The following is an 18,945-nucleotide window of genomic DNA, read 5'->3' as shown; positions in this document are numbered from 1 at the left end:
ACGGTCGTCGTTTGCGACTAGACAGCAGCACCAGAGCGGGTGAGCAGATCGGACAGCGACAGGGTAAACATCAACACCAGCCAGAAGCCTGCCCCTAGCGCGAAGAAGCGCACCAACGGCGAGTGTGTGCCGAGTTGAGCGAGGCCGAAAAGCACGAGCGCGGCCTGTCCGGCAGCACAGGCCAGCGCGACATATGCCCATTGTGGATACCGGATGGCTATCGTCGCGCCAATGGCCAGCAGCACCAGCAAACCGGCATAGATCAGCACTAGCTTGCCTGTTCTCATATCGCCCTCCCGACCAGATAGAGCGAGGGGTAGAGAAAGATCCAGACCATGTCTACCAGATGCCAGTACAGACCGACCATTTCCAGCGTGATGGCCCGCTGTGGCAGCTTCATGTGAGCGAAATGAATGCGCAACACCATCCCCAGCACGATCAGCACGGCAACGCTCACGTGCACCGCATGCAAAGCCGTGCTGAAGAAGTAGATGTTCATGAACAGCCGCGCAGCCTCTGACCTGAGTGGCGATGCCTCACTCGTCCCTGGCAGCAGCCCTTCGCGATATTCCCAGCCGTACTCGAATGCCTTCACCCCCAGAAAAGTCAGGCCGAAGAACGCCGTCAACAACAGCAATTGCTGTACCCGGCGGTAATGGCCCAACCGCGAAGCCTGCACCATCAGGCTCATGCACAGGCTGCCGGTCAGCAGCAGCATACTGTTGAAACCGGCCAGAACGGCATGTAGGTGCTGCACCGCCTCGCCAACCGCGGCGGGATGTTGCAGCCGGTAGTAGGTGATGACCAGAAACAGCACGCCGAACATCATGATTTCGGTGGCGAGGAACAACCACATGCCGAGGAAGCTCGCCTCCCGCTGCTGGGCAGCGGTCTGGTAGGGCTCGGCCAGGTACTGCTCACGCACGTCCATGAGTCGCCTCGGGCGGATAGTCGTAGGCTTCGAAATCGACGATCGGCGTCTGCAGGAAATTGTGCTTCGGCGGTGGCGAGGAAGTACGCCATTCCAGCCCGGCGGCTTCCCAGGGATCATCCGACGCCTTTGGCCCATAGCGTAGCGACCAAAGCAGATAGAAGAACGGCATGACGTAGCCAACCGCCAGTAGCGCCGCCCCCGTCGAGGACAGCACATGGAGGAACTGGAAGTCCTCGGGATAGCCGTGATAGCGCCGCGGCATGCCGAGATAGCCGAGCAGGAACTGCGGGAAGAAGGTCAGGTTGAAGCCGCAGAAGATCATCACCGCGGCGATCTTGCCCCACAGCTGCGAGTACATCCGCCCGGTCATCTTCGGCCACCAGAAGTGCAGCCCGCCGAAGAAGCCGGCGACCGCCGCGCCGACCATGATGTAGTGGAAATGGGCGACCACGAAGTAGGTGTCGTGCACATGCACGTCCGCTGCCAGCAGTGCGAGAAACAGGCCGGTGATGCCGCCGATGACGAACAGGCCGATGAAGGTCAGCGCATAGAGGAAATGCGCATCGATGGTCAGGTTGCTCTTGTAGAGCGTGGCAGTCCAGTTGTAGACCTTTATCGCCGAGGGGATCGCGACCAGGAAGCTGAGCAGCGAGAACACCATGCTGGCGTACATCGACTGCCCGGCGACGAACATGTGATGGCCCCAGACCATGAAGCCGATCACCGCGATCGCCAGGCTCGAATAGGCGACGAAGCTGTAGCCGAAGATGCGCTTGTGCGCCGCCGCGGTGATCAGCTCGCTCATCACGCCCATCGCCGGCAGGATCATGATGTACACCGCCGGGTGGCTGTAGAACCAGAACAGGTGCTGAAACAGCAGCGGATCGCCGCCCAGGCGTGGGTCGAACACTCCGATGCCGAACAGGTGTTCACCCGCCACCAGCAGCAGCGTGATCGCCAGCACCGGCGTAGCCAGCACCAGGATCACCGACGTGGCGTACAGCGACCAGCAGAACAGCGGCAGGCGGAACCAGGTCATCCCCGGCGCGCGCAGGGTGTGGATGGTGACGATGATGTTCAAGCCGGTGAGGATCGACGAGAAGCCGACGATGAACACACCGAGGATCACCGCCACCACATGACCGTTGCTGAACATCGTCGACAGCGGGGTGTAGAAGGTCCAGCCGGTATCGACGCCGCCAGCCAGCAGCGCGTACAGGGTGAATATCCCGCCGCCGACCAGCAGGTACCAGCTGAACAGGTTGAGCTTGGGAAAAGCCATGTCCTTTGCGCCGATCATGATCGGGATGAGGAAGTTGCCGAACACCGCCGGGATCGATGGGATCAGGAAGAACCAGACCATCACCACGCCATGCAGGGTGAAGGCGCGGTTGTAACCATCGGCGCTGAGCAGGTCGCCTTCGGGTGTGACCAGCTCGATACGCACCAGGCTGGCGGCGAGACTGCCGAGAAAGAAGAACGCGGTGACGCCGATCAGGTAGAGAATCGCGATGCGTTTGTGGTCGGTGGTCAGCAGCCAGGTACGCAACCCGTGCTCGTCGGCGAGGTAACTGGGCGCGCGGTCGGCGGCAGGGTTCTTCTGGCTCAAGGCTGCATCTCCTCTGAAGTCGGACTGCGTGGGCTGTCGGCATGCGGTTCGCCCTGCCCGCCTTCACCGACCTGCCCGAGCGACTGGATGTATGCGGTCAGGCGCAGTACACCCTCTTCATCGATCACGTTGGCAAAGCTCGGCATGATCGGCTCGTAACCGGCAACGATGTGCTTGTGCGGCAACAGGATGCTGTCGCGGATGTAGGCCTGATCGGCGAGTACCGAGCTGCCGTCGTCCAGCGCTACCCGGCGGCCGTAGAGTCCCTGCAGATTCGGCGCCTTGGCCACCGAGGCCGGACCGTGGCAGCCGCTGCAGCCGAACTGGCGGAACAATACCGCGCCCTGCTCGGCCAACGACTCGCTGACACCGGCCTGCGACAGCCAGCGCTCGTACTCCTGCGGCGGCTGCACAATCAGTGTGGCGAGCATCTTCGAATGGTCGGTACCACAGTACTCGGCGCAGAACGCCTCATAGCGGCCAGCCTCGGTAGCGTTGAACCACAGCTGCGTGTAGCGCCCGGGCAGCAGGTCCTGCTTGATGCGCAGGGCCGGGAAATACAGGCTGTGGATGGCGTCCTGGGAGATCATGTTCAGCCGCACGGGGCGCCCCACTGGCACGTGCAGCGTATTGATCTCGCGCTGCCCGCCGGGGTGCTGGAACTTCCACATCCACTGCTTGGCGACTACCTGGATCTCCATCGCATCGACCGGCGGCGTGCGTACCTCGTAGTACAGCTTGGCCGAGACTAGGTAGATGATCATCGAACCGATGAAGGGCAGCACGATCCAGGTCATCTCCACCTTCATGCTGCCGCGCGGGCGGTGGTCGCGCGGCACCCTGGTGCCTTTGCGATAGCGGATGGCGAACAGGATGGTAAGCACGAACACCGGCACCACGAAGATCGTCATCATTCCGGTGAACGACCAGACCAGCGCGTCGATGCTGTGCGCATGCTCCGAGGCCGTCTGCGGCCACAAGCGCACAAACTCATTCATCGCCGGCCTCCCGCTTGCGCCGTTCGCGCCATAGCGACAACCCGATGAAACCGAGCAACAGCGCCGCCGTGCCGGTACCGGCGACCTGCAGCGCCCCGATTACCCAGTTGTCATAGCCACCGGTGCGAGGGTTGTAGTGGTAGCAGAGCAGCAGGAGCTGATCGCTGAAATTACCCACCTGCCCTTCCCCTGCCTCGGTCAGCGCCAGGCGCAGGTCGTTGGGTTGATAGCCGAGCCCGTAGAGCCACTGCACCAGGACGCCGGCCGGGCTCAGCGCGGCCACCGCCGAGGCATGGGCGTACTCGTCAATCTGCGCGTCCCAGCGGTAACGAAAACCCAGCGCCTCGCTGACGCGGCCGCTCGATGTCTCCGGCCCGGTCAGCAGATGGACCGCATCCGACCCGGCAAGCCGCGGCCAGCGCCTGGCCAGCCTGTCGCGCTCAGCGCGGGCATCAGCCGGCGTCTCGCGCGGGTCGAAGCTGTAAACGATCAGCACATAATCCCCGCCAAGCTCGAAGGGCACCGCACTGAGCAGATTGAACAGGCTAGCCAGCTGCGTGCCACAGACGTTCGGGCAGTTGTAATAGACCGGTACCAGCACCGCGGGCCGACCGTCGAGCAAATCGCCGAGGGTCACCGGGGTGCCGCTGTCGTCGGTGAAACGCGTGTCCAGCGGCACCTGCGCGCCGGGGCGAGCATCGATGCCGGCGGCGGCGAAGGGATCGAAGGGCTCGTCGGCGTGTGCGATCAGACCCAGCGTCAGCAGCCAGGCGGCGAGCAGCAGGCGGGTCGTCATGGCTCGGCCCTCCGCTTGGCCTGTTGCAAACGAATGTCTTCGTCGCCGCGAGCCTCCACCGGCGCCGGCCAGCCGCGCTCGAGCAGCAGCGCACGCGCGCGATCCAGCGGAATGCGCGCAATGCCGGCGTCGCGGTCGGCCCAGGCGTAGTGGCGCAGGCGCTCCTCCGCCTCGCCAATGACCCGCTTGGCGTTGCGGTGCGCGTCGCTTTCCAGGCGCGGCCGAGGCGGGATGATCGTGTCGCGCTCCAGCGCAGTCACCCGTGCCTCGGGTTCTGAGTTGTAGTAGCCAATCAGCATGCCGACACCCAGCAGCCCGGCCACCAGTGTCGCCAGCAGACCAAAACCGATCACCAGCAGCACCTTGACGTTGGCATCCTGATGCTCGAAACCGTCTTCGCGCGAACGTGGATCGACCGGCACGCTCATGCGGACCTCCTCGGCAGGACCTGCAGGGCCATCGCCCCTGCGCCCGCGGCCACCGCGGCGACCATGGCCAGCCCAACCCAGAGCGCGTTCAGCCCGGCCAGACTGGCCAGGCTGAGCCAGGCACCTTCGGCCAGCCCCAGCAGCAGCGTGGCGGCAGCGAGCACGGTCAGCGGTCGGTGCCGTCCGGAAAATGGCCACCAGGTCGCGAAGAAGACCAGGCTCTGCAGCGCCACCAGCCAGGTCAACAGCGGCCATTCGCGCCCACGCGCCTCGTACCAGTGCACCTCCTCCGGCAGGTTGCCGTACCAGACGATCAGGTACTGCATGAAATGCAGGTAGATCCACGCCAGCGTCGCGGCGCAAAGCAGCCCGCGCAGCACGCCCGGGCGCGACGCACCAGCCATCAGACACAGCAGGATGCAGGCGGCGATGCCCGACAGCAGCAGCCGTCCGAGCCAGAGCAGGCCGAAGATGCTCGAGGCGAAATGCGGCGCCATCGACAGCGCCCAATCCATCGCGGCCAAGGACACACTCAACACCACCGCGATCAGCCCCAGCCCGGCGCCGGCGGGGTTACGCAAGGTGGTCGGCAACAGCCAGCGCGCCAGCGCCCACCAGAGCGCAACGTACAGCAGGCCACGCACGACGAAACTCGGCCACCACAACCAGAGCGCGCGAAAGCCGTTGCTGTACTGGTGCATCCATTCGTAGATCAACCCGGCGCCGAGCAGGCCGGGCAGCACCATCAGCACTAGCGCCGGCATGGCCCGGCTCGCCACCAGTGTCCAGGGCCAGAGCTGGTCGCGCGCGCAGCCGCTGACAGGCGCCAGCGCCAGGCCTAGCGCCAACCCGCCGAGCGGAAGGCCGGCAAGCCCGAGCACACTGGCGACGCAGGCCGCCAGGGTGTCGCGCGGAGCCCACAGTAGCCCGACGCCAACGCCCAGCACGCCCAGGGCGAACGCGGACCAGGCCAGCGAGCGCGGATTTCGACCGCTCATGGCTGCGTCTCCAGCGCCTGGCGGTCGGCCAGGGGCAACGCCGCGGCTACAGCGTGCCGGGCCAGCTGCAGGCTGCGGATATGCGCGACGATCGCCCAGCGATCGGCCGGTGCGACCCGCGCGGCATAGCTGTACATCACGCCGTAGCCGTGCTCGATCACCTCGAGGAAATGCCGATCCGGCGCCTGCCGCAAGCGCGCCTCGGCAAAATCCGGCGGCTGCGGGAAGCCGCGGTTGACCACGGTACCGAGGCCATCGCCGGCCAGCCCATGGCAGGGCATGCAGTTGATGCGGTAGCGCTCCTCGCCACGTGCCAGCAGCGCAGCCGTCAGCGGCGGGCGCCTGGTCAGCACCGCCTCCCAGGCCAGCTCGCCGCGGGCGACCGTGCCCAGTGGTGGCGCCTGGTTGACCTTGCCGTCCGGGAAGAACTGGCTCGCCTCCTGCGCATCGGCGCGCGGCTGCCGGGCCATCTGGTCGCAACCGGCGAGCGCGAGGATCGAAGCGGTCAGACACAGGCCGACCCAGTAGCGGACGTCGTGGCGCCAGCGGTACGTGATCATGCGGGCACCTCGCTCACCGACACCGCGCGCTCAGCGAGCCACAGGGCAGTGCCGACCGGGTCGAACAGCGGATCGTCGGCGCGGATGCAGAGCAGGAAGCGATCGTCCGTGGCGCGCTGAAACGCCTCCATCTCGAATAACGGATGGTGCAGCAGCGGCAACCGGCAGAGCACCAGCAACCCCAGCAGCGCACCGATTGCCCCGCCGGTGATCGTTAGCAGGAAGGTGATCACCGCGAAGCCCTGCAGCGCGATCAACGGCCGGCCGCCGATATCGAGCGGGTAGCTCCAGTTGGCGTAGAGCTGCATGGCCAGTCCCAGCCCGCCGCCGACCAGCGCGCCGAGGATGCCGGCCCAGTAGGCGCCGTTGTTGCGCTGGCCGAGTATCGGCTCGAGTTCGGGCAGCTGGAACGGGCTGTACGCCTCCAGCCGGGTGTAGCCGGCTTCGCGGGCCGCGCGGGCGGCCTCCAGCAGCCGCTCGGGATGGGCGTAGTCGGCGAGCAGGCCGTAGCAGCGCTCAGTCATCGCCGTCTCCCCGATAGCGGTGCAGCGCCTCCTTCACCTCGAAGGTCGAGATCATGGGCAACAGGCGCATGAACAGGCAGAACGGCACCAGGAACAGGCCGAAGGTACCGATGAACAGCGACCAGTCCCAGAACGTCGGGCTATAGCTCTGCCAGGACGAGGTCAGGTAGTCGCGGGTCGCCGGCACGACGATCAGCATCCAGCGCTCGCACCACATGCCAATGAGCACGCCGACGGCGATCGCCAGCAAGGCCTTGCCGTTGCGCCGCACCTGCGGCCACCAGAGCGCCTGCAGGCAGATCAGGTTGAAGAAGATCGCCGTCCACCAGCTCCAGGCCATCGGCCCGCTGAGCCGCTCCATCGTCACGGTGATCTCATGCTCCTTCCCCGAATAGAAGGCGATGAAGGTGTCGGCGAAATAGCCGTAGGCGGTCATCCAGCCGCTGGCCAGCAACAGCACGCCGAGCACGTCGAGGTGCTTGCGCGTGATCAGCAGGTGCCAGCCGAAGAAGCGTCGCAGGCCCAGCGCGATCACGATCACCAGAGCGAAGCCGGAGAAGATCGCACCAGCGACGAAATACGGCGGGAACACCGTCGAGTGCCACCCGGTTTCCGGCGCCAGATCGAGCAGGAAGGAGTAGCCGCTGGACACTGCGAACACCAGCGGAATCGCCAGGAGCGCGACGAAACGGTAGGCCCGGCGCCAGTGTGCCCAGTGCGATGAGGCGCCACGCCAGCCGAACGCCAGCAGGCCGTAGAACACCTTGTAGCGGCGCTTGCGGGCGTGGTCGCGAGCCGAAGCGAAATCCGGAATGGCACCGATGTAGATGAATATCAGCGAGACGAACAGGTAACCGAGCACGGCGAACAAGTCCCAGGCCGTCGGGCTCTTGAACTGTGGCCACAGCTCCATGGTGTTCGGGTAGGGAGCGCTCCAGTAGAACAGCCACGGCCGGCCCAGGTGCAGGATCGGGTAGATGCCGGCGCAGACCACCGCCATGATCGTCATCAGCTCGGCCAGGCGGTTGAGGGAATTGCGCCACGGGCGGTTGAGCAGCAGCAGCATCGCCGAAATGAAGGTGCCGGCATGACCAATCCCCAGCCACCACATGTAGTTGAGGATGGGAAAGCCCCAGTTGACCGGGATGTTGTTGCCGAACACGCCGACGCCACGCCAGAGCACCACCACTGCCGAGGCGACGAACAACCCCAGCAGCAGGCAGCTGACGATGAACAGCGCCCACCAGGCGCGGCGATAGCGGGCGAAATCCACCGGAATGGTCAGCACACGGTCAGACACCTCGCCGAGCGGCAGCTGGCGCGGCAGGAAATGCGGCGTGTCAGCACCCGGATAGCGCGGGTCGAGCTCGGCGTGGCTCATGAGTTGTCCTCCACGACCTTCGGCAGCTCGACCAGCCCCAGGTAGGTGGTCTTCGGTCGCGTGCCGACCTCTTCCAGCAAGGCATAGTGACGCTGGGTGTCGCGGCCCTCGCGCACCCGCGCGACGGGGTCCGACAGGTCGCCGAAGACGATCGCCTGAGTCGGGCAGGCCTGCTGGCAGGCGGTCTGTACCTCACCGTCAGCCACAGGCCGGTCTTCGATGCGCGCGGCGATCCCGGCCTCGCTGATGCGCTGCACGCAGTAGGTGCACTTCTCCATGACGCCGCGCGAGCGCACGGTGACGTTGGGGTTGCGCTGATGCTGGATCGACGGCTCGTCGTCGCCGGTCCAGTCGAACCAGTTGAAGCGGCGCACCTTGTATGGGCAGTAGCTCGAACAGGTGCGGGTGCCGATGCAGCGGTTGTAGATCTGCTCGTTCAGCCCGTCCGGGCCGTGCACGGTGGCGTTGACCGGGCAGCCGACCTCGCAGGGCGCTTGCTCGCAGTGCATGCAGGGCACAGGCTGGAAGGCCGAGGACTCCGGCTCGGCCGGGTCGCCCTGGTAGTAGTGGTCGACCCGCAGCCAGTGCATGTTGCGGCCGATGGCGACCTGCTCCTTGCCCACCACCGGGACGTTGTTCTCAGCCTGGCAGGCAACCACGCAGGCGTTGCAACCGATGCACTGGTCCAGATCGATGGTCATGCCCCACACCGGTTCGCTCGGCGGCGTCGACGGGTAGAGCGTCTTGCGCGGCTCGGCCGGGTACGTCGGTTTTGCCGCGACCTTGCGGTAGGCCGCCTCGCGTGGCTCGCTCTTGATGATTTGCTTGCCGTGCGGAACGTGCTGCGGCTGGGTGGTCGCCAGCGGCAGGTACTCACCGGTCCTCTCCAGCGTTGCGCCGCGGCGCAGCCAGGGTTCGTCAGCCGTGCGCAGCGGCGCGATGTCGTAACCCTGGTCATCGCCTACCCGCCCGGCACGGGAGCGGCCGTAGCCGGCGTACAGACTCAGCGTGCGCTCGGCGTGGCCGGGCATGATCCACACAGGGCCGACAATCACCTGCTGGCCCAGCGTGACCCGTACCACGTCGCCGTTGGAAAGCCGCTGCTCCTCGGCGAGCTTTGGCGCAACACCGATGACGTTGTCCCAGGTCAGCTTGGTGATCGGCTTGGGCAGCTCCTGCAGCCAGCCGAGGTTGGCCAGCCGACCGTCCCACACGCAGGGGTCGGGCAGGAAGCGCAGGGACAGGCCTTCGGCCGCGGCGGGCGGCGCGCCCCAAGCCAGCGGACGTGCATCGACCTTCACCGGCGGCAGTTCCGAGTCGGGCAGAAAGCCGCGTTCCAGGGCTTGGCGCCAGGCGCTTTCGTCGAGCGATTGCCAGGTCTTGCGCAGCTCGGCGCGGCCGCTCGGGTCGAGATCGCCCTGCAGCAGCGCGAGGATCTCCGACAGCGTGCGGCTGCTGTAGAAGGTGCGCACCAGCGGCTGGCCGAGGCAGACGCTGCCATCCGCGGCGCGGCCGTCGTGCCAGCCGTCGAGGTCGTGGGTCAACGGCAGGTGCCAGTGGCTGAAGGCAGCGGTCTCGTCGTAATAGAGCCCGGCATGGATGCGCAACGGGACACGGTCGAGCGCCTCGGCGAAGGGGAGGTCGGCCGGCGCCGTGTTTACCGGGTTGCAGTCGAGCATCAGCAGCGTCTCGACCTGGCCGGCATGCATCGCCTCGACCAGCGCCGGCAGCTCGGCCAGACGTTGCCCGCCGGCCTCCAGCCAGAGCACCGGCTCACTGTAATCGAGCGTATGGCCGACATTGCCGAGCCGCGCGTTGAGCCGGTGCACGGCGGCCTGTACGTCCAGCGGGGTCCGCTCGCCAGCGGTGATCAAGCAACGGCCGCGCCGCGCCTCGAGCCCGCGGGCGACGGCCTCGATCCAGCGCTGACGTTCGGCCGGCAATGGCTCGGCGGGACCGCGCCCCTCGCCGAGCGCGGCCGCCAGCGCCTGCAGGTAACGCGGCAGCTCGTCGGGTTCGATGCGCTTGCGCTCGCTGGCCCTGGCGCCGGTCAGCGTCGGCACCGATTCGACGATCAGCAGCCGCGCCTCCCCCTCCCCCTTCGCTGCGGCGCGCTTGCGTTCACCCCAGCGCACGGCGTGCGGCAGCTCGCGCGGCCCCGTGCCGAGCCAATCGTGCTCGAAGCTCAGCACCCACTCGGCCGCATCGAAGCGGTAATGGGTTTCCAGCGGCCGGCCGAAGGCACGCTCGGCGGCACGGTAGCCGTCGCCTTCGAAGGGCTCGAAGCGATACAAACGGGCCTCGGGCCAGCGCTGCAACAGGTCGCCGAGCTGGCGTTGCACGGTCGGTGAACTGCTGGCCCCGAGCAGCAGGTGCAGGCCACGGCCGCGCTGCTGATCGAGGCGCTCGGCGACGCCGCTGGCCTCGTGCTGAAAGCTGTCCCAAGTGGTGTCGACACCCTTGAAGCGTGGCACCTGCGAGCGGTCCGGGTCATACAGCTGAAGAATCATCGCCTGGATGATGGCGGTACTGGCGCCGCCGCTGACCGGGTGCTGCGGGTTGCCCTCGAGCTTGGTCGGACGGCCGACGTGGGTACGCCCGAGCACCGGCTGTGCGTAGCCGGCGAAGGCTACCGAACTGGCATACCACTGCGCCTCGCCGGGGATGAGTTTTTCCGGTTGGCGGACATAGGGCACGCCCTTCTCCGGCTTGCCACAGCCGGCCAGGCCGGCCATTGCCAGCGAGGCGCCCATCACCTGGAGGAAGCGGCGACGGTCCATCTGCGGCGCAACCGAGGGAAACTCGGTCTCGACGAATTCGGCGAACGCCGGCTCGTCGGCCAACTGTTCGAGGCTGCGCCAGTAGCGCGGACCGCGCTCGTTTTCCAGACGCGCACGGATGGCCGTCCAGTCGAGTGGTGTGCGGTGCTGCGAGTTGGCGTCGTCTCGAATGTCCATGGCTTACCGGTGGCAGGTGTAGCAGTGGGTCAGGTCGCCCTCGGCGATGCGTCGCTTGCGCATCAGCGCCTCACCGAGGGCGCGCCGGTTACCGGCGTAGTGCCAGCTCATGTCGGTCACTGCGGCGCGCGGTCGTAGCCGCGGCGCCGGATCCTGATGACAGTCCAAGCACCAGCTCATGCTGAACGGCTCGGCCTTGCGCATCAGCGGCATGCTGTCGACCTGCCCATGGCATTCGGCGCAGCCGACGCCGGCGTTCACGTGCACACCGTGGTGGAAGAACACGTAGTCCGGCAGCTCGTTGACCCGGTTCCAGTGCAGCGGCTCGCCCTGCGCGAGGCTCTGGCGCACCGGCGCGAGCATCTCGGCGCCGGTCCACAACTGCGAATGACAGCTCATGCAGGTGTGCGTTGGTGGCAGGCCGGCCACGGCGCTCGTCTCGACATTGTCGTGGCAGTAGCGGCAATCGATCTGTAGCGCGCCGGCGTGGTGTTCGTGGCTGAAGGGCACAGGCTGATCCACCGTCAGCCCCACGCCGGTGACATAGGACGAATGCGACACTATGACGAACGCGACGAAAACCCCGACCAGCCCCAGGAACAACAGGAGCAGGACCAGGCGCAGCCACATGTCGGCAGAACGCGGGAAGAGCTGGGCCATCAGACGAACGGGATCCGGGTCGTTTGGTTTTTGTATCCGTCTGTTTCTGGCCCGTGCGCACGGCATGAGTTCAACGCCACGGCCAAATCCATACAATCGGCGGGAACGTTTCCAGAGGCCGGTCAGTCAGCTATGGACAACAACTAGCCTCGACCGCCGCACCCACGGCGGAATGAGCGCCGACAGGAAGCGCCGGACCGTGCCGGCAACAGGCCAGGGAACGCCGGCCCGCCCTACCACCGCGACAAGACGGAGGCCTGATGAGCGACTGCACGATCCATTACGACGGCAAAGCCCTGGTCGGTAAGGCCGACACTCCGCTGATCGACTTTCTCGCCAAGCATGGCATCGACCTGCCGCACGTCTGCTACCACAGGGCGCTCGGCTCACCACAAACCTGCGACGTGTGCTGGGTCCAGGTCGACGGCGAACTGGTGCGCGGCTGCACGCTCAAGGCACGCGACGGCCTGCAGGTGACCAGCGAGATCGCCGAGGCGAAGGCCGCACGCGAGGAAGGCATGGACCGGCTGGTGGCCAAGCACGAGCTGTACTGCACGCTGTGCGAGCACAACACCGGCGACTGCACGCTGCACAACACCTACGCGCAGATCAATCCGCCGATCCAGCGCTACGAATTCAAGCGCAAGCCGTACGAGAAGGACCACTCCAACCCCTTCTACACCTACGATCCGGACCAGTGCATTCTCTGCGGGCGCTGCGTCGAGGCCTGCCAGAACGTCGAGGTCAACGAGACCTTGTCGATCGACTTCACCATGGAGCACCCCCGCGTGCTGTGGGACGGCGGCAAGCCGATCGACCAGTCGAGCTGCGTCAGCTGCGGCCACTGCGTCACCGTATGCCCGTGCAACGCGCTGCTGGAAAAGACCATGCAGCCGGACGCCGGCCCCTTCACTGCGCTGCCGCAGGACGTCAAGCGGCCGATGATCGACATGGTCAAGACGCTCGAGGAGACCATCGGCGCGCGGCCGATCACGGCCCTCTCGAAGATGGACATGCACTGGCGCCAGCCGGAAATCAAGCGCACCAAGACCGTGTGCACCTACTGCGGCGTGGGCTGCTCGTTCGAGATGTGGACACGCGACCGGCACATCCTCAAGGTGCAGCCGGTGGTCGACGCCCCGGCCAACGGCATTTCTACCTGCATCAAGGGCAAGTTCGCCTGGGACTTCGTCAACGACCCGAAACGCCTGACCACGCCGCTGATCCGCGAGAACGGCCAGTTCCGCGAAGCGAGCTGGGATGAGGCGCTGGACCTGGTCGCCCATCGCCTGCTGCAGATCCGCGACACCCACGGGCCGGACGCCATCGGCTTCATCGGCTCGAGCAAGGCGAGCAACGAAGAGGCCTATCTGACACAGAAGATCGCCCGCGCGATCATCGGCACCCACAGCGTCGACAACTCATCGCGCTACTGCCAGAACCCGGCGACCAAGGGCCTGTTCCGCACCGTCGGCTATGGCGGCGATTCGGGCACCATCGAGGACATGGAAAAGGCCGACCTGATCGTCATCGTCGGCAGCAATCTGTCCGAGAACCACCCGGTGATCGCCTCCAAACTGAAGGCGCAGAAGAAGCACCGTGGGCAGAAGCTGGTGGTGTTCGACCCACGCCGCCACGAGATGGCCGAGCGTGCCGACCTGCACCTGCGGCCCAACTCGAGCACCGACCTGGTCTGGGCCTCGGCGCTGTCGCGCTACATGTTCGACCACGGCTATGCAGACGAGGAATTTCTGCGCGCGCGGGTCAATCAGGTCGAGGAATACCGGAAGTCGCTCGAGCCCTTCACCATGGAGTTCGCTGCCGAGGTCACCGGCATCGCCAAGGACAAGTTGATCGAGGCCGCCGAGCTGATCGGCCAGGCCGACTCGGTCTGCCTGCTCTGGGCCATGGGCATCACCCAGCACAGCCACGGCTCGGATACCAGCACGGCGCTGTCGAACCTGCTCCTGGTCACCGGCAACTACGGCCGCCCCGGCACCGGCGGCTACCCGATGCGCGGCCACAACAACGTGCAGGGTGCCAGCGACTTCGGCTGCCTGAAGAACATGTACCCCGGCTACGAGAAGGTCACCGAGGAGAAAAACCGCGACAAGTGGGCCGCGGCCTGGGGCGTGCCAAAGGATCACCTGCCGCTGGAGAAAGGCAACGACAACTTCACCATGGTGCAGAAGGCCGACGAAGGCGAGGTGAAGGCGATGTACATCATCGGCGAGGAAACCGCCTTCTCGGACGCCGATAGCAAGAACGTCCACAGTGGCTTCGAACACCTCGAGTTCATGGTGGTGCAGGACATCTTCATGAGCCGCACCGCCGAGTTCGCCGACGTGGTGCTGCCGGCCTGCCCCTCGGTGGAGAAGGACGGCACCTTCACCAACACCGAGCGGCGCATCCAGCGCTTCTACCAGGTGCTGCCGCCGCTGGGGAACAGCCGCCCGGACTGGCAGATCTTTACCGATCTGGCCAAACGCATGGGGCATGACTGGGGCTATAGCCACCCGAGCCAGATCATGGACGAAGCGGCCGGCATCGCGACCATGTTCCAGGGCATCAGCTACGAGCGGCTCGAAGGCTGGCAATCGCTGTTCTGGCCCATGCAGAGCGACGGCAGCACCACACCGCTGCTCTACACCGAGCGCTTCCACACCGACGACGGCAAGGCCGTGCTGTTTCCGCTGGAATGGAAGGAGCCGGCCGAAGCCGCCGACGACGAGTACGACATCATGCTCGACAACGGCCGCATGCTCGAGCAGTTCCAGGCCACCAACCAGACCGGGCGCGGCCCACGCATCTGGTCGCAGGCGCCGAACTGGTTCGTCGAGGTCAGCCCGGAACTGGCCGCCGAGCGCGGCATCGAGGACGGCACCTGGCTGAAGATCAGCTCCCGCCGCGGCTCGGTGGAGGTGCGTGCCACAGTGACCGAGCGAGTCGCCGGCAAGACGCTGTTCATGCCCATCCACCAAGGAAAGCCTGGCCTCAACCTGTTGACCGGCGAGCACCACGATCCCGACGTGAACACGCCGGCCTACAAGGAAACCGCGGTGAAGCTGGAAGTGCTGGCCGAAAAAGGCGAACCGCCATTGCCGTCCAACAGCTTCCGCCACGCCAAGCGCACCCCCAACGAAGGAGTGCCCGTCGAGGTGAAGTGGTACCGCGACGACTACATCGCCCCGCCCGCCCAAGCCCCGCATCCGGAGAGATTCTGATGGCCCAGCGAATCAACTACGACGTCAAGCCGACGCCGATCGGCCCCAGCGCGCGCGAGGAACTCGATACCCTGCTCGAAACCCTGCACCAGCGTGGCGTGCTGCGCTTTGCCAACGACCTGGCGGGCTCGCATGACCGCGTGCTCAAGGTACTGGTCGATGGGATGAGCAAAGAAGGCTCGCTCAATGCCGTGCAGAACCTGTCGATCCTCGGCATGGCGCTGTCGCGCATCGAGCCCGCGCAATTCTGCAAAGTGGTGTTTGCCTTCCAAGAGGCCTTCCATGCCGTCGGGCATTACAAACCCGACGGCAAGCACGACGAGGCGCCAGGCGTTACCGGCGCCTACAAGATGCTCCACGACGATGAACTGTGGGCGGCGCTGATGCCCATCATCGAGGGGCTCAAGAGCTTCGCGGGCGGTCTGGACAAGGACGCGGAAAAACCGATCACCAGGTTCAGTGGCAAGCAGACCGAGCAATGAGGCGAAGCGGCTATGGCCGTTACTGGCCATTACCGCTCGAACACAAGCGAGCAGCCGGTGCTTGGTGAACGCCTGCTGCTCGTTGCAGGTATGGCTGGCTGGCATTGGTACCGATCGCGGGCTGGCATCGGTCAGGGGCTGGTACAGCGATACCAGCCACGATAACCGACGTGCAGGCCCTGCTCCAGCTCGAATAGCATGTCGGCCTCACGCTGTTCGGCCGGCCTTGAATCGCCCCCTTCGCCCGCTGGCTCGATTCTGACCGACATACCGTCACCACTCAGTGTGAAACCACCGACTTCAGCCTCATGCCCCGCAAGCTTTACCAATCGGCCATGGATCTTCACCACCCCTTGGCCGGCGTTATCGCCAGTCACCTGAAAAACAGCCACGGACTTGCTTTCCGCTGTGTAGGCGAAAGCACACCGCGGGCCTACACCCAGCACCTTCTCGATTTCGGCAGCGTCAAGCGTCTGCGGATCGATGGTTGGGATGTCGGGCGTGCCCACCGCTTCACGCGCACCGACCATCTTCGGTGACGGGTCGCTCATCAGCGGCTTTTCAACACCCTCTCCAGGCGCGGGATCGCCACAGGCGGCCAGCGACAGAACCGCGAGAGGTACAAGCAATTTACAAGCGAGCGAACCCTGGCCGCTCCGGTGCAGATGAAGACGCATCAGTCGACCCTCTCAAGTTCGTTGATCAGATACTTCATTTCCGATATTTCACGACGCTGAGCCGCAATGATCTCATCGGCCAGTTTGCGAACCCGCGGGTCAGTAATTTGCGCGCGCTCGCTGGTCATGATTGCAATCGAATGGTGGGGGATCATGGCTTTCATATATTCGGCATCACCAACGGTAGCCTGGCTACGGACCAACCAGAGCGCCAGGGCAAATACAACGACGCTGCCGATATATATAGCGATATTGATCCGCTTTTTCTGATACATGCTCAGCATGAAACTCAGCATGATGACGGCCATGACAGCACCCATCAACAGTGCCATCCAGGCGCGGGTCTCGCTCCAAAATACATGTTCGAATGCGTAAGTATTCAAATACATCAAGCCGAACATGACGACTGTAGAAGTTGCGATCATGGCGGCGAAGCGCCAATAAGACATCTGCATCATCGTTTTCCTTTCAGTTCCCGTGCGTACCTGATTGCTGACCTAGCGCGGCATATTCGCTGGCAGACATGCCAGGCAGCTGTTTCACGAAAGCGGCGATATTCCAGAGCTCTTTATCGTCATGCGTTTCGCCGAAAGCCGGCATCGCCGACATACGCACGCCATGCTTGATCAGCCAGAACACCTCGTTCGGCTGCCAATGTGCGGCCTCCTCGACGAGATGCGGTGGTTGCGGTAAAAGGCCTCGAGCCCACTCGGCTCGTTCCACGCCTGGGCCTGCATGGCAGTGCTGACACATCGCCTTGTAATGCTCTGCACCGGCGGCGATCTGCTGCTCGGAGAGTTCCGGCACGTCCAGGTCCTCCGCTCTGGCTGCCACTGAGTTCTCCATGGTGGTGGTCAATACCCAGCGAACAAAGGGTGAGTGATTCTGAGAAGCGGCCACGTTGTATGCGCCGGTATATGCAACTAGCAATACCAGCGACAAAACAAACAAAGCGGCCAATACAAGCCCAACCACTAAGCCTTTTAGCAACGAGCTCTGAGGTTTATGCATAAGTAATTATGCCTCTAGGTTAATCAGCGGCGCCTGAGGCATAGACAAAACAACACGGCGCATAGTTGCCAACAAATAGTTACCTTACAAAAAAGTAATCTAGGCAGGTGAGGCTAAACGCTATTGGTCAGCTCTAACCGATCTTCTAGTTAGTCGACTATCTATATTCTTGAATTATGTGCAGACTGATCGCTGCAGGGCTGTATTGTCTGATCGAGCGAGACCCGGCGGCGCCATTAGCCGTACGCTATAACCGGTGAGACCGCGATCTTTCAGAGCCAAGACGGACGGACTGGATCATGGGCGTGCTGTTGACGAGAGACGCACCATTCATCGAACTGAGCGCTGCTCAAACCGATTTTGTGGAGTCCGCAGACAGCGGCAGCGGCATCGATAGAGTGCTCGGTAGCTGAGTTGGATCTTTTTGGTTGCCGCGGCCAGCCACTTCGAGCGCAACGATGGTTACACGCTGGCCCTGATGGCCATACGCCGCCGATGCTAGCACTGCCGATAAAAGAGATCTGCCGCAAGAATTACGCAAGGGCCAAACGGCGGACACAAAAAAAGCTGCCCTAGGGCAGCTTTTTTTGTCTCATCACGTCCAAAGGAAGTGAACTGAGTAATATGGCGCAGCGGACGGGACTCGAACCCGCGACCCCCGGCGTGACAGGCCGGTATTCTAACCGACTGAACTACCGCTGCGCGTCGGCCGGACTTTCGTCCGAAATCTCACAAAGGTTGGTGGCTGATGACGGGATCGAACCGCCGACCCCCTGCGTGTGATGCAGGTGCTCTCCCAGCTGAGCTAATCAGCCGATCGCCTTGCGAGGCGCGCAATTTACTCACCCCCCTAAGCTAAGTCAACAGCAGCATTGAATTTTTTTTACCAAAGCGTGGTCAACTGAGACTGCCGCATCGCTTTGTAACTTTGTTCGGGCACCATCCGCTCACCCGGACTGTCTGAAATTTCGGCTGCGGTATCGTCAAAAGTGATCTAGAAATGCTGTAACGCCTGACAACAGCCCCGCGCCCAGGGAACCTACAACAAGAGCGCCACGGAGTATTTCGCTTGCCATTGCCGGGAAAACTGCGCAATTACCGTCAACACGTCCCACTGCTTGCCAGCATCGTGCTCCTTTGTATCTACGCCGTTTACCTGGCCACCCGGCTCGAGCAGTGGCTGGATCTGAGCCGTGCGCCAGCGCCGGCAGATATCTATGAGCAGAACGTCGGCGGCGCGAGCGGACCAGACATGCAGCGGCTGGAGATCCTGTTCGGCTCGGCCGCTCCCTCCGACGCCTATGCGCCTTCGGCAGCCGCCAGCGGTTTCACCCTGCGTGGCAGCTTCGTGCACATCGAGCCAGAGCGATCGAGCGCCATCGTCCAGGTCGATGGGCAGCCACCGAAGCTGTACTGGCAGGGACAGGACCTGCAGGATGGCGTGACCCTGCATAAGGTCTATCCCAACCATGTGGAATTGCTGCGCAACGGTACCGTAGAGGTGCTGCATTTTCCCGAAACTCGATCGCCTGCCTACGTTCCGAATGAGCCAACCTATCAGGAAGAAACAGCCAATGGCGAACTCGCGACGGACGAGTCGCAGCTGATGCAGCAACAGATGGACGCCCTGCGCCAGCAGCTGGAAGAAGCCGTCATCCAGCCTGACGCCGCACCCTCCAACGACCAGCCCATGGAAGACGATTGAC

At 64.3% G+C, this 18,945-nt stretch carries 18 protein-coding genes and 2 tRNA genes; 3 read left to right on the top strand and 17 right to left on the bottom strand.

Annotation, left to right across the window (positions count from 1 at the left end):
* Positions 1 to 17: 17 nt before the first annotated feature.
* From ACX1DW_RS05330 to ACX1DW_RS05275, 12 genes are read right to left on the bottom strand one after another with little or no spacing between them, the layout of a single operon-like run.
* Positions 18 to 287 (bottom strand): hypothetical protein, encoded by a 270-nt coding sequence (locus ACX1DW_RS05330; RefSeq protein ID WP_110777372.1) that lies wholly within the window; start codon positions 285 to 287, stop codon positions 18 to 20.
* Positions 284 to 931 carry a cytochrome c oxidase subunit 3 gene (locus ACX1DW_RS05325; RefSeq protein ID WP_458992949.1) on the bottom strand — a complete coding sequence of 216 codons (648 nt, stop codon included), beginning with the start codon at positions 929 to 931 and terminating at the stop codon, positions 284 to 286. Before ACX1DW_RS05325 ends, ACX1DW_RS05330 begins: the two co-directional genes overlap by 4 nt.
* Complete coding sequence (locus tag ACX1DW_RS05320; RefSeq protein ID WP_133456939.1) at positions 918 to 2,543, bottom strand: cytochrome c oxidase subunit I; 1,626 nt, start codon at positions 2,541 to 2,543, stop codon at positions 918 to 920. The genes ACX1DW_RS05325 and ACX1DW_RS05320 overlap by 14 nt, the downstream gene beginning before the upstream one ends.
* The gene (coxB, locus tag ACX1DW_RS05315; RefSeq protein WP_458992948.1) at positions 2,540 to 3,541 is read right to left on the bottom strand and encodes a cytochrome c oxidase subunit II; all 1,002 of its coding nucleotides are present in this window, start codon (positions 3,539 to 3,541) and stop codon (positions 2,540 to 2,542) included. The genes ACX1DW_RS05320 and coxB overlap by 4 nt, the downstream gene beginning before the upstream one ends.
* The gene (locus ACX1DW_RS05310) at positions 3,534 to 4,337 is read right to left on the bottom strand and encodes an SCO family protein (RefSeq protein WP_458992947.1); all 804 of its coding nucleotides are present in this window, start codon (positions 4,335 to 4,337) and stop codon (positions 3,534 to 3,536) included. The genes coxB and ACX1DW_RS05310 overlap by 8 nt, the downstream gene beginning before the upstream one ends.
* Entirely contained in the window at positions 4,334 to 4,765 is a 432-nt protein-coding gene (locus ACX1DW_RS05305) for a hypothetical protein (protein ID WP_125869496.1), read from the bottom strand. The genes ACX1DW_RS05310 and ACX1DW_RS05305 overlap by 4 nt, the downstream gene beginning before the upstream one ends.
* Entirely contained in the window at positions 4,762 to 5,763 is a 1,002-nt protein-coding gene (locus ACX1DW_RS05300; protein ID WP_458992946.1) for a hypothetical protein, read from the bottom strand. Before ACX1DW_RS05300 ends, ACX1DW_RS05305 begins: the two co-directional genes overlap by 4 nt.
* Positions 5,760 to 6,323, bottom strand: coding sequence for a c-type cytochrome (locus ACX1DW_RS05295; protein WP_458992945.1), 564 nt, complete (start codon positions 6,321 to 6,323; stop codon positions 5,760 to 5,762). The genes ACX1DW_RS05300 and ACX1DW_RS05295 overlap by 4 nt, the downstream gene beginning before the upstream one ends.
* A complete protein-coding gene (locus ACX1DW_RS05290; protein WP_458992944.1) occupies positions 6,320 to 6,847 on the bottom strand; it encodes a quinol:electron acceptor oxidoreductase subunit ActD in 528 nt (175 codons plus the stop codon). Before ACX1DW_RS05290 ends, ACX1DW_RS05295 begins: the two co-directional genes overlap by 4 nt.
* A complete protein-coding gene (nrfD, locus tag ACX1DW_RS05285; protein WP_458992943.1) occupies positions 6,840 to 8,228 on the bottom strand; it encodes an NrfD/PsrC family molybdoenzyme membrane anchor subunit in 1,389 nt (462 codons plus the stop codon). The genes ACX1DW_RS05290 and nrfD overlap by 8 nt, the downstream gene beginning before the upstream one ends.
* Positions 8,225 to 11,185, bottom strand: coding sequence for a TAT-variant-translocated molybdopterin oxidoreductase (locus ACX1DW_RS05280; protein ID WP_458992942.1), 2,961 nt, complete (start codon positions 11,183 to 11,185; stop codon positions 8,225 to 8,227). The genes nrfD and ACX1DW_RS05280 overlap by 4 nt, the downstream gene beginning before the upstream one ends.
* Before the next feature lie 3 nt (positions 11,186 to 11,188).
* A complete protein-coding gene (locus tag ACX1DW_RS05275) occupies positions 11,189 to 11,845 on the bottom strand; it encodes a cytochrome c3 family protein (protein WP_161612493.1) in 657 nt (218 codons plus the stop codon).
* 260 nt (positions 11,846 to 12,105) lie between these two features.
* Here ACX1DW_RS05275 and fdhF point away from each other — a divergent pair, with 260 nt between their 5' ends.
* Positions 12,106 to 15,069: a formate dehydrogenase subunit alpha gene (gene fdhF, locus ACX1DW_RS05270; protein WP_458992941.1), complete on the top strand. Its 2,964-nt coding sequence runs from the start codon at positions 12,106 to 12,108 to the stop codon at positions 15,067 to 15,069.
* Positions 15,069 to 15,551 carry a DUF1641 domain-containing protein gene (locus tag ACX1DW_RS05265; RefSeq protein WP_102841357.1) on the top strand — a complete coding sequence of 161 codons (483 nt, stop codon included), beginning with the start codon at positions 15,069 to 15,071 and terminating at the stop codon, positions 15,549 to 15,551. Before fdhF ends, ACX1DW_RS05265 begins: the two co-directional genes overlap by 1 nt.
* Before the next feature lie 131 nt (positions 15,552 to 15,682).
* On the opposite strand, the gene ACX1DW_RS05260 is transcribed toward ACX1DW_RS05265, so the two are convergent.
* The 5 genes from ACX1DW_RS05260 to ACX1DW_RS05240 all read right to left on the bottom strand — a co-directional run bounded on the left by ACX1DW_RS05260 (position 15,683) and on the right by ACX1DW_RS05240 (position 18,054).
* Positions 15,683 to 16,228 carry a hypothetical protein gene (locus tag ACX1DW_RS05260; RefSeq protein WP_458992940.1) on the bottom strand — a complete coding sequence of 182 codons (546 nt, stop codon included), beginning with the start codon at positions 16,226 to 16,228 and terminating at the stop codon, positions 15,683 to 15,685.
* Positions 16,228 to 16,683: a DUF305 domain-containing protein gene (locus ACX1DW_RS05255; protein WP_458993383.1), complete on the bottom strand. Its 456-nt coding sequence runs from the start codon at positions 16,681 to 16,683 to the stop codon at positions 16,228 to 16,230. The genes ACX1DW_RS05260 and ACX1DW_RS05255 overlap by 1 nt, the downstream gene beginning before the upstream one ends.
* A 13-nt stretch (positions 16,684 to 16,696) precedes the next feature.
* Positions 16,697 to 17,239: a c-type cytochrome gene (locus ACX1DW_RS05250; RefSeq protein ID WP_458992939.1), complete on the bottom strand. Its 543-nt coding sequence runs from the start codon at positions 17,237 to 17,239 to the stop codon at positions 16,697 to 16,699.
* Positions 17,240 to 17,864: 625 nt separating this feature from the next.
* Positions 17,865 to 17,941: transfer RNA gene (locus ACX1DW_RS05245), tRNA-Asp, on the bottom strand.
* A gap of 37 nt (positions 17,942 to 17,978) precedes the next feature.
* Positions 17,979 to 18,054, bottom strand: a tRNA-Val gene (locus tag ACX1DW_RS05240).
* Between the two features lie 254 nt (positions 18,055 to 18,308).
* Here ACX1DW_RS05240 and ACX1DW_RS05235 point away from each other — a divergent pair.
* On the top strand, positions 18,309 to 18,944 hold the full coding sequence (locus ACX1DW_RS05235; protein WP_458992938.1) for a type II secretion system protein N: 636 nt from the start codon (positions 18,309 to 18,311) through the stop codon (positions 18,942 to 18,944).
* Position 18,945 lies beyond the last annotated feature (1 nt).

This window comes from Stutzerimonas sp. KH-1, from assembly GCF_054483855.1.
Note: the sequence above shows the minus strand (reverse complement) of the source record. Positions and strands in the feature narration are given on the sequence as shown.

What these genes read in the sequence shown, in the direction of transcription:
- ACX1DW_RS05330 (WP_110777372.1), bottom strand. Translation starts at nt 287, where the DNA reads ATGAGAACAGGCAAGCTAGTGCTGATCTATGCCGGTTTGCTGGTGCTG.
- ACX1DW_RS05310 (WP_458992947.1), bottom strand. Translation starts at nt 4,337, where the DNA reads ATGACGACCCGCCTGCTGCTCGCCGCCTGGCTGCTGACGCTGGGTCTG.
- ACX1DW_RS05260 (WP_458992940.1), bottom strand. Translation starts at nt 16,228, where the DNA reads ATGCGTCTTCATCTGCACCGGAGCGGCCAGGGTTCGCTCGCTTGTAAA.
- ACX1DW_RS05295 (WP_458992945.1), bottom strand. Translation starts at nt 6,323, where the DNA reads ATGATCACGTACCGCTGGCGCCACGACGTCCGCTACTGGGTCGGCCTG.
- ACX1DW_RS05265 (WP_102841357.1), top strand. Translation starts at nt 15,069, where the DNA reads ATGGCCCAGCGAATCAACTACGACGTCAAGCCGACGCCGATCGGCCCC.
- fdhF (WP_458992941.1), top strand. Translation starts at nt 12,106, where the DNA reads ATGAGCGACTGCACGATCCATTACGACGGCAAAGCCCTGGTCGGTAAG.
- nrfD (WP_458992943.1), bottom strand. Translation starts at nt 8,228, where the DNA reads ATGAGCCACGCCGAGCTCGACCCGCGCTATCCGGGTGCTGACACGCCG.
- ACX1DW_RS05250 (WP_458992939.1), bottom strand. Translation starts at nt 17,239, where the DNA reads ATGCATAAACCTCAGAGCTCGTTGCTAAAAGGCTTAGTGGTTGGGCTT.
- ACX1DW_RS05300 (WP_458992946.1), bottom strand. Translation starts at nt 5,763, where the DNA reads ATGAGCGGTCGAAATCCGCGCTCGCTGGCCTGGTCCGCGTTCGCCCTG.
- ACX1DW_RS05255 (WP_458993383.1), bottom strand. Translation starts at nt 16,683, where the DNA reads ATGCAGATGTCTTATTGGCGCTTCGCCGCCATGATCGCAACTTCTACA.
- coxB (WP_458992948.1), bottom strand. Translation starts at nt 3,541, where the DNA reads ATGAATGAGTTTGTGCGCTTGTGGCCGCAGACGGCCTCGGAGCATGCG.
- ACX1DW_RS05275 (WP_161612493.1), bottom strand. Translation starts at nt 11,845, where the DNA reads ATGGCCCAGCTCTTCCCGCGTTCTGCCGACATGTGGCTGCGCCTGGTC.
- ACX1DW_RS05280 (WP_458992942.1), bottom strand. Translation starts at nt 11,185, where the DNA reads ATGGACATTCGAGACGACGCCAACTCGCAGCACCGCACACCACTCGAC.
- ACX1DW_RS05290 (WP_458992944.1), bottom strand. Translation starts at nt 6,847, where the DNA reads ATGACTGAGCGCTGCTACGGCCTGCTCGCCGACTACGCCCATCCCGAG.
- ACX1DW_RS05325 (WP_458992949.1), bottom strand. Translation starts at nt 931, where the DNA reads ATGGACGTGCGTGAGCAGTACCTGGCCGAGCCCTACCAGACCGCTGCC.
- ACX1DW_RS05305 (WP_125869496.1), bottom strand. Translation starts at nt 4,765, where the DNA reads ATGAGCGTGCCGGTCGATCCACGTTCGCGCGAAGACGGTTTCGAGCAT.